The sequence below is a fragment of the Paenibacillus sp. HB172176 genome, from assembly GCF_011947265.1.
Classification (GTDB): domain Bacteria; phylum Bacillota; class Bacilli; order Paenibacillales; family Paenibacillaceae; genus Pristimantibacillus.
In genome coordinates, this window is the sequence record NZ_JAATHD010000002.1 from 295232 (window position 1) to 307572 (window position 12341).

A 12341-nucleotide genomic window follows, 5' to 3' on the forward strand; every position below is an offset into this window, starting at 1 on the left:
TTGCTTACCTCATCTCGTTAAGAGCAGCCGGATGGCTGCCCAGCTTCTGCAACAGACCTTCGGAAATGACAGCAAGCTCGCTAATGAGCTTGCTCGAATCCAGCTTTGACGCAATCGACTTCAATTGCTCCAAGGACTGACTGAATTTTCCGTCAAGCAGCCTGCGAACCTCGTATTTGTCCATTAGTACTCTTCTGGCATGCGGCTGCATGTCGGCTTCCTTCAACTGCTCGCGTTCTTCGTTCGTTCCGTTCTGCAAGACGTACCAATAGCCCCAGCTTTTCTCGAACCTCTCCTTCGAGTCGGCGCGTTCAAGCTCATCAAGCGCCACCTCGCATCTAGAAACGCTGCCAAGCAGCTCAGGCCAAATCCGTGACATGCTGCCCTCGAGCATCGACGCGAAATGCTGGTACAGCTCGCTTCTGAGCTGAACGGCTTGTCCGAAATAGTCATCGGCCGTCACGCGAAGCTGGCGCATTCTCGTATACAAGTTTACCTTCAATCGATTCACTTCGCATACCGCGCCGCTGATCTTGCCTACCATATCAATCTGCCCCGCTCCTGCGAGCAGCTGGTAAAAGCGTGAAGAAAAGTAATCCCCCGCAAGCACCTTCAATTGACGGGAGCGCATTTGCTCGGTCGTCTGCCTGTCGCTATCGTTATCAATCAAGTCATGCGTGTCCATACCAAGCTGAACAAGCGAGGTGACCAGCGTATAAAGCTCGCTCCGATCGCTTAGCGCATGCTGTTCATTCAATACGGCAAAGAGCAGCTTGGCTCTCCAGTCTGGCAGCGGCGGAATGGTTGTATGTCTTTGAATCATGTCATGGCTCGCGTATTGTTCTGCCATCTCAGTTATGCGGTATGTTTTCATAGGAATGAGCCTCCGAACAGAGCAACAACCTTGCCGCTCAATAATCTAAGCTATTATAGCACAACTTGCCATAAAGAGCATATGCCGCTTGATGATGTTCATGATTTTGATGATTTTGCGGAGAAGGAGCTTGCCTTGCCAAATCTTTCTTCCCAAGCGGAGGTGAAGCTGACGCGAAGCCTCTCGCGCCACAGCTCGTCATGAAAGGGATCGGCATAATCCAATTGCGAGAGGCTGACGCTCAACCACTCATCCGAGCCTCGTATGTCCATAGCCGTCAATAGCTTTTTATTGCCGGAGCTCCACTCGACAATTTGAATCAACAATCGATTGACATTGTCAAGCTGCTGGAAGGAAACCTGAATCAGCTTTCTCACATCCTCAAACCAGGCTTCGGGCCTTCCGCTGTCAGCAGGAACCGAAAGCTCGATCGCAAGCACGGAACGATTCCATTCCGCATGGGAAATTTTCTCGCGCAGAGGCACCCCGATCAGAATATCCACAATATTGCCGTTCGTCATATGGCGCAAGGGCGCTTGCTTGAATACGGCAAGAGGATGCGCCGCATTATCCTTCTCTCGAATCATGTAAGGAATCCAGGCCGCGCCAAGCGTAATAATCAGCGTCCACATGCACGCGGTCAAAAATGATTTTTTCACTGCCACTGCAGCTCCTCCTCATCGACAATCGAAATGACCGTTCATCCCTATAAGTCTGCGCATTCGAAATTGGACTCATACGCACTTGGATGCCATACTACAGTGTACGAGCGCCAAAGAGCGATTATGCGACAAGCCGTTAATCCTTGCCTTTGTAATAAAGATCAATGCGGCCGGGCAGCAAAAAAGCAGGCGGCGCCTGCTTCCAATCGTTGCAAATTTTCGTTTTATTGATCCGTTTCAACGGTTCCATATTTGGTCATTACAATCGCTTTTCCTCTGATCTTGATGGCTGAGGTATGATCAGTGAACTGGCAAATCAAAACCTCGTTCTTGTCGAGCTTCTCCGTATGATGAAACTTGGTGTCATGTCCGCGCGTCAGCCCGATGACTTGCACTCCTCCATCTTTCGCTTTCACAACAATATAATCGCCTACCGTTGGTTCCATGTTATTCCCTCCGCAGTTAACGCATATTATCCATGAATTATAGAGGAATAATGGGCTTAATGCAACGAAAAACGCTCAAACCGTTTACAGGTTCGAGCGTTTATTGACGTGTATGCGTTAATTGGATACGAGGTCCTTAAGAGATTTGCCTGGCTTGAAAGCCGGCATCTTGCTTGCGGCAATATCAATCTCTTCGCCGGTTTGCGGATTGCGGCCCTTGCGCGCTTGACGCTCGCGAACCTCGAAGTTGCCAAAGCCGACAAGCTGCACTTTATCTCCGCTTTGCAATGCATCGGAGATTGCTTCGAAAACGGCATCAACAGCTTTGGTCGCATCCTTCTTGGATAATTCCGACAAATCGGCTACCTTTGCAATCAGATCTGTTTTGTTCATTGTTTCACCTCCTTATAGCAATCGAACGCTCTTATCCCTCTTATTCACCGAAAACTTCAAATATATACCTTTTGACTGGACAAACTTATAGTAATACAGCCCAAACGCAATTTCAAGTTAAATCCAATAATCCTCAAAAAAAAGAACCCGCTTCGATTAATTCGAAACGGGTTCCGGCATAGCCTACAGAATTATCGCGATCAGGCCGCCCGAACCTTCGTTAATAATCCGGCCAAGCGTTTCCTGCAGCTTGTAACGCGCATTGTCCGGCATCATCGCGATCTTCCCTTGAATGCCCTCTCTGACAATGGAGTGGAGGGAACGCCCGAATATGTCCGATTCCCAAATTTTGATGGGATCATTTTCGAAATCTTGCATCAAGTAACGAACGAGCTCTTCGCTCTGCTTCTCCGTTCCGATAATCGGCGCAAATTCCGACTCGACATCCACCCGGATCATATGAATGGAAGGCGCCGTAGCCTTCAAGCGAACGCCGAAGCGAGAGCCTTGACGAATAAGCTCGGGCTCGTCAAGCGCCATCTCGGCAAGCGACGGCGCGGCGATGCCGTAGCCCGTCGTCTTCACCATCTCCAGCGATTCCGCGAAGCGGTCGTATTCCCGCTTGGCATGCGAGAATTCCTGCATCAGCTGAAGCAGATGATCCTTGCCGCGAATTTCCACGCCGACGACCTCCATCAGAATCCGGTCGTATAGCTCATCCGGAGCATACAGGTCGATTTCGGCGACGCCTTGACCCATATTCATGCCGCTGAGTCCGGCTCTGGCAATGAAGTCGTAATCCATAAACTGCGTGACGACGCGCTCGACATCCCGCAGTCTCCGGATATCCTTCACGGTATCTCTAACCGAATTTTCGTAGTTGCTGCGCAGCCAATGATTGTCGCTGAGCACCATAACCCAGCTCGGAAGATTGACATTCACCTCATGCACAGGGAATTCATAGAGCACCTCGCGCAGTACGGACATGACCTCTTCCTCGCCCATCGTTGCCGCGCTGAGCGTCATAACCGGTATATCGTACTTGGCCTGCAGCTCGCTGCGGAGCTGCTGCGCTTCCTCGCTGCGCGGTTTTGTCGAGTTGATGATAAGAACGAAAGGCTTGCCGACCTCCTTCAGTTCTTCAACGACCCGCTCCTCGGCCACAACATACGAGCTTCTTGGAATTTCTGCAATCGTACCGTCTGTCGTCACGACAACGCCTAATGTGGAATGCTCCTGAATAACCTTGCGCGTGCCGATCTCGGCTGCTTCCTGGAATGGAATCGGCTCATCAAACCAAGGGGTCGTAATCATCCGAGGTCCATTCTCGTCTTCATAGCCCTTGGCTCCTTCAACCGCGTAGCCCACGCAGTCAACCAGCCTCACATTCACCTCAAGACCTTCAGCAACCTTCAATTGAACCGCCTGATTCGGAACAAATTTAGGTTCGGTCGTCATTATTGTTTTGCCTGCGGCGCTTTGAGGAAGCTCGTCAACGGCTCTGATGCGGTCGGATTCATTCGCGATGTTCGGAAGCACTACCGTTTCCATGAACCGTTTGATAAAGGTCGATTTGCCCGTCCGGACAGCTCCTACCACGCCGAGGTAAATATCCCCGCCGGTTCTCTCGGCAATGTCCTTGAAAATGTCTACTTTCTCCACTGAATATCCCCTCCCAATTGATTTTCCGGTTCGCCGCCTTCCACCGGACAAGAGGGCAGGCCAGCGACGCAACTCGTACATACTTTTTGGACTAGTAACATCATATGTTCAGACTGTCCAATTATGCCGATTCCGTCTACGAAATCTTTTTTGATGCAACCTTTTCACAAGCTTCCCTTCCAAGATTGAAATATATGAGATATTGCGGAAATCTATGACGATCATCGCAAAAAAAACCTCCTCCGCTCATTGCGGAGAAGGTTCAGGGTTCAGGAGGCCACGGCCTCTGGGTCGCCGTCATTCCATCTATAGATCGGCGCTTTCACAGGCACGTAGTCCGAATTGTCCACCAGCAAAGCCCGCAAATCGTCAACGGGAGGTTTGGCGTCGCCAAGCTTGATGAGCTGCTGCATAATATCGACGGCGTAATCGGTATATACCGTGCCGTTATCGTCAATGATTGCAGGCAAGATATGTCCGGAGAACTCGCTGCGAATAATAGGCTCCTTCACTGGAAGACTCTTATAATCGATCGTATAGAAGCCGGGATACGCCGCCTCGCCCTTCGGCAGCTGCCCCTCCTTCTTCTTATAAGCGTCTACGGCTTTCTGCAAATCGTTAATCTGCTGATAGACGACAATATCCATCAGCTTAATCGTCGGATCCGTCTCTTCGTTTATAATGAGGAAATAATAATTGCCGCCATTCTCGAATGCCGCGCTTGGAATATCGCCTATGTAGCCTTCCCTTTGAAGCTTCACGAAGTCAAGCTTGAACTTCTCGTAGAGGGGCACATCCTCGGAGCTGTTCTTGATCGGCAGCAAACCCGTGTCCCCAAAATATTGATCGATTGCGCCCTGCACATTACGGACGGCTTCCTTCGGGGCGCCGTTCTGCCTTAATTGATCCTTGGGATACAAGCAACCCGACAGCAGCCCCGCGAAGAGCAGCAGCAGCGCGGAACCGGCCGCGGCTCTCATCCATGAGCGCGCGACCGCCCTTGGTAGAACTTCCATATGATTAATCCTCCATTTCTTACCACAATTCATCCTCTTCCTTCTGCCGGGCCAGCTGTCTCGCAACTGCCGCGCGCAAAGGATCCAGAGGGACATCTATCTCCGCCTTTCCCGTCACCCGGGTTTGACAGGAGAGTCGGACGCCGCTCTCATCAAGACCGGCAAGCTTTCTTCTCTCGATATCGCCAATCGGCATGAGCTCGCTCCCGGGCCGCACATTCACCTTGCACATGAAGCAGGCGGCCTTGCCTCCGCAGCGCGTCGCGATCGTCACGCCGGCTCTGCGGGCCGCGTCAAGCACGGTTGTTCCGCGTCTTACTTTCACGGTGCGACCCGATGGATAGAATTTCACTTCCGCCTCCAAGCTCCTTCCCCCTCTCCTGGAGCCTTCAACCACTGATGCAGCTCGCCGGCAATAGTCGCTGTGAAATGATTCGCTTCATCCGCTTCGACTGCACGGAGAGCAGCCTCATGCATCCAAGGCTGCGCGGCGAACGCTTCGCAAATAACACTTACCCTGTCCATTCGATCGCGCATTCGGTTAAACCACAGCTCATGCGCCAAAGGAACAATTGGAATTTCCTTAGCCGACGAAGAGGCAGAAACCTCCGCCTTCCCGCTATAGGGGATCAGCAGCCCCTTCACTTTCGTAAGATAGCGGCAGCCCTCGGAGGCTACCTGAAAGCCGCCGACCAGCTCTACGCGGACATCATCTATGACATAATGGCTCAGCCATGATTTGTACAGCTTTGTTTCGCTGTATTCGGGAGCATCTACAGCGAATTCCTTTAACCCCTCATGAAGCCCTGTCACATCTTCCCGATCGCAATAAATATCGATATCGTTCGGCGCCTCGACAAGCGGCAGACCGCGAAGCAGCAAGCCCGCGCTGCCCCCGAGAATCCAGGCTCCAGACTCCGCGTTGTTAGCAATTGCAGCCAGCGCATGATGAATTTGTGAGCAATCGTCCATGCCGGCACATCCTTTTTTTGTGAGGTTATTCTGCATGCGCAGTCTCGCTAAAAGTAAGTTTTATTCGCTGCCGTTATTCGGCCCGCATTTTCCTTCACGATAGCTTGACAGCCAAGCCGATAGCCTTCCTCGAATTCCTCCGGCTCCAGACGATCCCATTCCTCGTCTGTAATTTCTTCGAGGAATTCCATGCCTTCCGTCACCAGGCAGCGACAACGCGCGCAGGTTCCGCGCGTACAGGAGAAGCTCCAGTCGACGCCGTTCTTCATTGCCAGATCAAGAAGACTGAGTCCCGCTTCCGCTTCGACTTCTTTCTGTATCGTTCTACCCTTTAATTCAATCATAAGCTCCTGGATTCTCCTTATCCTTGTGTCGATTTCGCTTTCGCGCATTATGTAGTGTTCCCGTCAAGTAATCGATATCAATCCACAGATAAAGCCGAGGAACAATAATAGAAATGCAATTGTCGATAAAATAAATTTTACGATGCCTTTTGTTTTCAATCTGGCGATCGTTATGAGGAATGCCGCAACGGCCATCATTCCGATGCCGATTAAAGAAATCCACATCTTTGTCATTCCGTCCATCTTCGTTATCTACTCCCTGCCTCTTTGCGTATTCAAGCTCTTTCATTATAACATCAGCCTGCCGAGGAAACGAATAAAATGTCGACAATAATACGAATTTTGAAGGTTGAAGCAACGAAAAAACGACAAAAGCATGGCGCCGGGCAAATAAGCAATTTCACCTATCGCCGCTGCGCACGCTTTTGCCGGACTACTTATTTTTTCGTCATCATTTTAATCAGAGACTCCATGCTTGACGGACTCATTCCGCTTGCTTTAACGGCTTTCACGATATCGTTCATTGTCGATTCAGTTACTTTGATCTTCGCCATGTCAGCGACCTGCTTAATCAATTTTCGAAGCTCAGTTTCGCTTTGCAGGGTTCCGGCATCAACGCCGCTTGCTATTTTTTTAACGGCATTTTCGCTAATATTGCTGCCCGTTTTTTTGTTAATCGCTCCGAGTACATCCTTCGGTATTCCTTTTGACAAGTGTTCCACCCTCCTCTGATGGTTGAGCTCCTTGCATCATATGAGGAGCGGTCATCATTGGTGTAGGCGGGTGACATCAGTCGAACGATTCTATTTCATGCGTTTTCAACCGGCCCATAAGATGCTCGACCGCATCCTTGGGCGACTTTCCTTCGAACAGGACGGCGTAGAGCTGCTCCGTTATCGGCATCTCCACATTCGCATCCTTGGCAAGCTTGTACGCGGCTTTGGTCGTGCGCACGCCTTCCACAACCATGCCCATGCGCTCTAGCACCTCAGAGAGCGGCGTGCCGTCCGCGAGCATATAGCCGGCTCTCCAATTGCGGCTGTGCTTGCTGGTGCAGGTAACAACGAGGTCGCCGACGCCGGCAAGCCCCGCGAAGGTAAGCGGACTCGCTCCCAAAGCGGAGCCCAGTCGGCTAATCTCAGCCAAGCCTCGTGTCAGCAAAGCCGCCTTGGCATTATCGCCGAATTGAAGCCCATCCGTCAGCCCTGCTCCAAGCGCGATAATATTCTTGATCGCTCCAGCGACTTCTACGCCAACGACGTCGTTGTTCGTATAGACCCGAAATGCTTGTGTCATGAAGGCATCCTGCGCTTGTTCGGCAGCGCTCAGCTTCTCTGCCGCGACAACGACTGTCGTCGGCTGCTTGCGAATGACCTCCTCCGCATGGCTCGGCCCCGATAAGACAACAATGGATTCCGCCGGACGACGCAATTCCTCCGATAGCACAATCGACATCCGTTTCAGCGATTCGGCTTCAAAGCCCTTGGTCGCATGAACGCATAACGTGTCCGCTTCAAGGAAAGGGGCCGCCATAGAGGCAACCGCTCTCATTGCTCCGGACGGCGCTGCGAATAATGCCAGCTCGGCATCGTGCAAGGCATGCTCTATATTCGTAGTTGCCGATATGGATAAAGAGAGTTCGATTCCCGGAAGATATTTCTTATTGGTATGCCGGTCGTTGATCTCGGCCGCCTGCTCTTCGCTGCGCGTCCAGATTTGCACATCAAAGTCGTTGCAGGCAAGCACGGAAGCGAGCGCCGTCCCCCAGCTTCCCCCAACGATAACAGCCGCTTTGCGTTTACAGTCTTTATGCGCCTCTATCTCTATGCTCATCCTTTCAAGCTCCTTTCCTTTCGCCCAGCTTTCTCTCCGTGCCCTGCAGCAGCTTCACGATATTCGTTCGGTGGCGAACGATAGCGAAGATGGCCAGAACAATTGCCCCGCTCAGCAAGGGAGCCGTCGCGTCGAAGAATAGAATGAATAAAGGCGTGAAGATGGCGAATAACAAAGAGCCGAGGGATACGTACCTTGTCGCGGCGATTACCGCTATCGCTACAACGCCCGCGCATAGAGCCGGCACAAACGCCAAAGTAGCAATCGCGCCAACTGTCGTAGCAATTCCTTTGCCGCCTTTGAAGCGAAACCACACAGGCCAGTTATGACCGATAATCGCCGCCAAACCGCATAGTACAGGCACCCATGAATCGTCGCTCAGCAGCCGTCCGATGAACACAGCCGCGACACCTTTCGCGATATCCAGCAGGAAAACCAGAATGCCAGGTCCCTTCCCGAGCACTCTTAACGTATTCGTCGCCCCGGCGTTGCCGCTGCCGTGCTGACGAATATCAATACCTTTCACCCATTTGGCAATCAGAATGCTGAATGACAACGAGCCTAGCAAATAACAAACAACAACTGCGATGATATCTGGTAGCAAGCTTCTTCTCCCCTAATCCTCATCCGATTTGCGCCTTGTAAAGATTCTGAGCGGCGTGCCCTCGAAATCAAAAGCGGCGCGAATTTTGTTTTCCAAATAGCGTTCATACGAGAAATGCATAAGCTCCGGATCATTCACAAAGCATACAATTGTCGGCGGCTTCGTCGCGACCTGTGTCACATAATTAATTCTGAGCCGCTTGCCTTTGTCCGACGGGGGCGGATTAATCGCTACCGCATCCGACACGACGTCGTTGAGCAGATGCGTCTGTATGCGAAGCGCATGCTGCTCGGACACATGATTAATGACGGGCAGCAATTTATGTAAGCGCTGCTTGGTCAGTGCAGACAAATAAACAATCGGAGCATAGGTCATGAACAGAAAATGATCGCGAATATTTTGACTGAATCGAATCATCGTTTTGTCATCCTTGTCGATCGCATCCCATTTGTTCACAACAAAGACGGAAGCTTTCCCGGCCTCATGAGCATAGCCCGCAATATGCTTGTCCTGCTCGATGATGCCTTCCTCTCCGTTGATGAGCACCAGCACAACATCAGCCCGCTCGATCGCTTTCATGGCGCGCATAACACTGTATTTTTCCGTCGATTCGTACACCTTGCCGCGCTTTCTCATGCCTGCCGTATCAATCAGAACATAACGTTGACCGTCATGTTCGAACGGCGTGTCTATCGCGTCTCGCGTCGTCCCCGCTACATTGCTGACAATAACTCGATCTTCCCCGAGCAAAGCATTGACAAGCGAAGATTTCCCCACGTTCGGCCGGCCAATCAATGCCACTCGAATGACATCATCGTCGTAGCCATCATCCTCAAGCTCCGGCAATCGCTCAACGGCCGCATCAAGCAAATCCCCGATACCAAGTCCATGCGCTCCGGAAATAGCGATCGGATCGCCGAATCCAAGTCCATAAAATTCATAAATATCGTCATGCCGATTCTCATTATCGACTTTGTTCACGGCCATAACGATCGGCTTGCGCGAGCGGAAAAGCATTTGCGCCACTTCTTCATCCGACATTGTAAGTCCGCTTTTCGCATCGGTCATGAAGATAATTACGTCGGCCTCTTCAATCGCCAACTCCGCTTGCATCCGGACGGATTTCATAATCTCATCCTCGCCGTCGATTTCAATGCCGCCTGTATCAATAATGCTGAATGCCTTGCCGTTCCATTCTCCGGTTCCGTATATTCGATCGCGCGTTATGCCGGGCTTATCTTCAACGATTGCCAGACGATCACCGATTATACGGTTAAAAATAGTCGATTTCCCTACATTCGGTCGACCAACAATCGCGATAACGGGTCTTGCCATAATTGGTTTTTCACTCCTTCTTCAATTCTCACGATAACCATCATAGCAAAAAAGAACGCTCTTGGCTAACATTTCATATTCTCGTTTCTCAGTTAAATTTCATGTCAATCTCTGCAGATTGAAGCCCCATGTCGCGAGAACCAACACGATTCATGGAAATGATCGATATCTATCGACGGCTGTCGCTTCCTGATGTCGAATGCAGGAAATCGTCAATTCTTTCTGTACTTAAGAGAGGCCCTTCCTATCTTCAAAAACATCCTCTTGCCAAAACGTTGCAGTAGCGTCATTAGCAATGCCGCAGCCACGGCCGCCCATACGCTGTCCCACCAGAATAAACCGCCAATTCGCATAGTGAAGGAACCGGCGTCAAGCCATGCTGATAGAAATTCTCCCATGATCGCGCCAAGCGCGATAACACTGAATTGCTGATGCAAATCAGACGCAAACGAGCAGCATAATATTCCGCAGAGAACAGGCCCTCCCCAGCTCGCATCCAAATGAAAGAACAGCGGATCATGGGCATATAAGCTATGAATTCCTCCCCACAAAATCGCAATCAATGCACTGCAAACCATTAAATAAACGCGATTATTCGTTGATTTGGACTTCCAAATCGAAGCTATAGAAGCCAGTAGAACGATACAAATTCCAATATGAAGTTCAAAAGCGGAATAAGCAGAGCTTGGACGCCACCATAACGGCATGTAGAAGAGCAGCGTTGTCGTAATCCATAGGAAAATGAGAGATCGCCCTCCAGCCTGCTGTGAAAGATAAGGCCGCCAACCCGTTGCGATAAGAATGAGAAGACAGATAAGGATTAACATCGACGTATACCCTGCATTCATTATTATCATCACCTCGTGCTTCCTATTATGCGCCAAAGCAAAAAGGCTATTCCTGCAAATAATCGCAGGAATAGCCTTTCCATTCGTCTAAGAGGTTGTTCAAAAAGAACATTTTTATTTCAATTTGCTTAATTTGTCGCCAAAACGTTCGCCCAGAGAATAGCTCATGCTTGAGCTGTTCAGACTGACGTTCGGATTATTGATTTCTTCCATCTTCGGCGAGCGCGGAGCGCGTTCCGGTCTGGAGCTTGCAGCAGGCTGCTCAGGAGCTTCTTCCGTTTCCTTGATGCTCAGGCTGACACGTTTCTCTCCGGCATTGAAATCAAGAATTTTCGCTTTAACTTCTTGACCTTCTTTCAGTACCTCGTGAGGAGTGGCAATGTGACGATGAGCGATTTGCGAAATATGAACCAGACCTTCAACGCCTGGAGCGATTTCAACGAAAGCGCCGAAAGTTACGATGCGGCGAACAACGCCTGTAACGATGTCGCCTACATTGAATTGACCAGCAGCCGTATCCCATGGTCCAGGTTGAGCGGCTTTAATGCTCAGGCTAATCTTGCCGGCGGCAGGATCTACTTTAAGAACCTTCACCTTCACTTGGTCGCCCTCGGAAACAACATCCTTCGGATGAGCAACATGCTGCCAGGAGATTTCAGAAACGTGGACAAGACCGTCAACGCCGCCGATATCAACGAAAGCGCCGAAAGGAGTCAATCGTTGAACCGTACCTTCAAGCTCTTGACCGATTTCCAGCGATCCCATAATTTCTTGTTTGTTCTGCTCAAATTCGGCATCAAGAACTTCTTTCTGCGAAAGAATAACTTTCTTGTTCTCCGTATCGATCTCCTTCACCTTCACACGAAGCGTACGGCCTTTGTAATCGCTGAAATCCTCGACGAAATGACGCTCAACCATGGATGCCGGAATAAAGCCGCGAACGCCAACATCGGCGACGAGTCCGCCTTTTACGACATCTGCTACAACAACCTCGAACACCTCTCCGCTTTCAAAGCGCTGTTGAATCTCTTCCCAGCCTTTTTCTCCGTCAATCAAACGTTTGGAAAGCACCAGGCTTTCTTTGTTGTCATCGATGCTGACAACCTTCAGTTCAACCTCTTGGCCGACTTCAACAGCGTCAGCCGCGTTCTCCACTTGCACATTGGACAGCTCGCGGATTGGAATGACACCGTCATATTTATATCCAAGGCTTACATAAGCTTGGTTATCCTCGATTTTGACGATCGTACCTTTAACGGAGTCGCCTTTCTTCAAAGACATTAGATTATCCATTTGATCCTGGCTAACTTCCTCCGCTGCCGTTTCTTGCACATTAATTTCTTCTGACATTG

Annotated in this window: 16 protein-coding genes; all 16 read right to left on the minus strand. The window is 50.5% G+C overall.

Features of this window, described 5'->3' with window-relative positions:
* Nucleotides 1-4: 4 nt before the first annotated feature.
* Nucleotides 5-874 carry a heptaprenyl diphosphate synthase component 1 gene (locus HFP08_RS03700; protein ID WP_168119161.1) on the minus strand — a complete coding sequence of 290 codons (870 nt, stop codon included), beginning with the start codon at nucleotides 872-874 and terminating at the stop codon, nucleotides 5-7.
* A 98-nt stretch (nucleotides 875-972) separates the two neighbouring features.
* Nucleotides 973-1539, minus strand: coding sequence for a hypothetical protein (locus tag HFP08_RS03705; protein WP_168119162.1), 567 nt, complete (start codon nucleotides 1537-1539; stop codon nucleotides 973-975).
* 221 nt (nucleotides 1540-1760) lie between these two features.
* On the minus strand, nucleotides 1761-1982 hold the full coding sequence (gene mtrB, locus HFP08_RS03710; RefSeq protein ID WP_168119163.1) for a trp RNA-binding attenuation protein MtrB: 222 nt from the start codon (nucleotides 1980-1982) through the stop codon (nucleotides 1761-1763).
* Nucleotides 1983-2099: 117 nt separating this feature from the next.
* The gene (locus HFP08_RS03715) at nucleotides 2100-2375 is read right to left on the minus strand and encodes an HU family DNA-binding protein (RefSeq protein WP_168119164.1); all 276 of its coding nucleotides are present in this window, start codon (nucleotides 2373-2375) and stop codon (nucleotides 2100-2102) included.
* Nucleotides 2376-2558: 183 nt separating this feature from the next.
* Nucleotides 2559-4037 carry a stage IV sporulation protein A gene (gene spoIVA, locus HFP08_RS03720; RefSeq protein WP_168119165.1) on the minus strand — a complete coding sequence of 493 codons (1479 nt, stop codon included), beginning with the start codon at nucleotides 4035-4037 and terminating at the stop codon, nucleotides 2559-2561.
* Between the two features lie 269 nt (nucleotides 4038-4306).
* Nucleotides 4307-5053 (minus strand): DUF3939 domain-containing protein, encoded by a 747-nt coding sequence (locus tag HFP08_RS03725; RefSeq protein ID WP_240941061.1) that lies wholly within the window; start codon nucleotides 5051-5053, stop codon nucleotides 4307-4309.
* Between the two features lie 19 nt (nucleotides 5054-5072).
* Nucleotides 5073-5417 carry a 2Fe-2S iron-sulfur cluster-binding protein gene (locus HFP08_RS03730; protein WP_168119166.1) on the minus strand — a complete coding sequence of 115 codons (345 nt, stop codon included), beginning with the start codon at nucleotides 5415-5417 and terminating at the stop codon, nucleotides 5073-5075.
* On the minus strand, nucleotides 5402-6025 hold the full coding sequence (locus HFP08_RS03735; RefSeq protein WP_168119167.1) for a nucleotidyltransferase family protein: 624 nt from the start codon (nucleotides 6023-6025) through the stop codon (nucleotides 5402-5404). Before HFP08_RS03735 ends, HFP08_RS03730 begins: the two co-directional genes overlap by 16 nt.
* 47 nt (nucleotides 6026-6072) lie before the next feature.
* A complete protein-coding gene (locus HFP08_RS03740) occupies nucleotides 6073-6369 on the minus strand; it encodes a 2Fe-2S iron-sulfur cluster-binding protein (protein ID WP_168119168.1) in 297 nt (98 codons plus the stop codon).
* A complete protein-coding gene (locus HFP08_RS29670) occupies nucleotides 6362-6658 on the minus strand; it encodes a hypothetical protein (RefSeq protein ID WP_481856533.1) in 297 nt (98 codons plus the stop codon). The genes HFP08_RS03740 and HFP08_RS29670 overlap by 8 nt, the downstream gene beginning before the upstream one ends.
* 148 nt (nucleotides 6659-6806) lie before the next feature.
* Entirely contained in the window at nucleotides 6807-7082 is a 276-nt protein-coding gene (locus HFP08_RS03750) for a stage VI sporulation protein F (RefSeq protein ID WP_168119170.1), read from the minus strand.
* Between the two features lie 76 nt (nucleotides 7083-7158).
* Nucleotides 7159-8202: an NAD(P)H-dependent glycerol-3-phosphate dehydrogenase gene (locus HFP08_RS03755; protein WP_168119171.1), complete on the minus strand. Its 1044-nt coding sequence runs from the start codon at nucleotides 8200-8202 to the stop codon at nucleotides 7159-7161.
* Between the two features lie 4 nt (nucleotides 8203-8206).
* Nucleotides 8207-8806 (minus strand): glycerol-3-phosphate 1-O-acyltransferase PlsY, encoded by a 600-nt coding sequence (gene plsY / locus HFP08_RS03760; protein ID WP_168119172.1) that lies wholly within the window; start codon nucleotides 8804-8806, stop codon nucleotides 8207-8209.
* 12 nt (nucleotides 8807-8818) lie between these two features.
* A complete protein-coding gene (der, locus tag HFP08_RS03765; protein WP_168119173.1) occupies nucleotides 8819-10141 on the minus strand; it encodes a ribosome biogenesis GTPase Der in 1323 nt (440 codons plus the stop codon).
* Between the two features lie 212 nt (nucleotides 10142-10353).
* On the minus strand, nucleotides 10354-10848 hold the full coding sequence (locus HFP08_RS03770) for a YphA family membrane protein (RefSeq protein WP_168119174.1): 495 nt from the start codon (nucleotides 10846-10848) through the stop codon (nucleotides 10354-10356).
* Between the two features lie 255 nt (nucleotides 10849-11103).
* Nucleotides 11104-12339 (minus strand): 30S ribosomal protein S1, encoded by a 1236-nt coding sequence (gene rpsA / locus HFP08_RS03775; protein ID WP_168119175.1) that lies wholly within the window; start codon nucleotides 12337-12339, stop codon nucleotides 11104-11106.
* Nucleotides 12340-12341 lie beyond the last annotated feature (2 nt).

Coding starts and splice junctions, on each gene's coding strand:
- HFP08_RS03700 (WP_168119161.1), bottom strand. CDS start 874: ATGAAAACATACCGCATAACTGAGATGGCAGAACAATACGCGAGCCAT.
- mtrB (WP_168119163.1), bottom strand. CDS start 1,982: ATGGAACCAACGGTAGGCGATTATATTGTTGTGAAAGCGAAAGATGGA.
- HFP08_RS03715 (WP_168119164.1), bottom strand. CDS start 2,375: ATGAACAAAACAGATCTGATTGCAAAGGTAGCCGATTTGTCGGAATTA.
- HFP08_RS03725 (WP_240941061.1), bottom strand. CDS start 5,053: ATGGAAGTTCTACCAAGGGCGGTCGCGCGCTCATGGATGAGAGCCGCG.
- HFP08_RS03735 (WP_168119167.1), bottom strand. CDS start 6,025: ATGGACGATTGCTCACAAATTCATCATGCGCTGGCTGCAATTGCTAAC.
- HFP08_RS03740 (WP_168119168.1), bottom strand. CDS start 6,369: ATGATTGAATTAAAGGGTAGAACGATACAGAAAGAAGTCGAAGCGGAA.
- HFP08_RS29670 (WP_481856533.1), bottom strand. CDS start 6,658: ATGAAAGAGCTTGAATACGCAAAGAGGCAGGGAGTAGATAACGAAGAT.
- HFP08_RS03755 (WP_168119171.1), bottom strand. CDS start 8,202: ATGAGCATAGAGATAGAGGCGCATAAAGACTGTAAACGCAAAGCGGCT.
- der (WP_168119173.1), bottom strand. CDS start 10,141: ATGGCAAGACCCGTTATCGCGATTGTTGGTCGACCGAATGTAGGGAAA.
- HFP08_RS03770 (WP_168119174.1), bottom strand. CDS start 10,848: ATGCCGTTATGGTGGCGTCCAAGCTCTGCTTATTCCGCTTTTGAACTT.
- rpsA (WP_168119175.1), bottom strand. CDS start 12,339: ATGTCAGAAGAAATTAATGTGCAAGAAACGGCAGCGGAGGAAGTTAGC.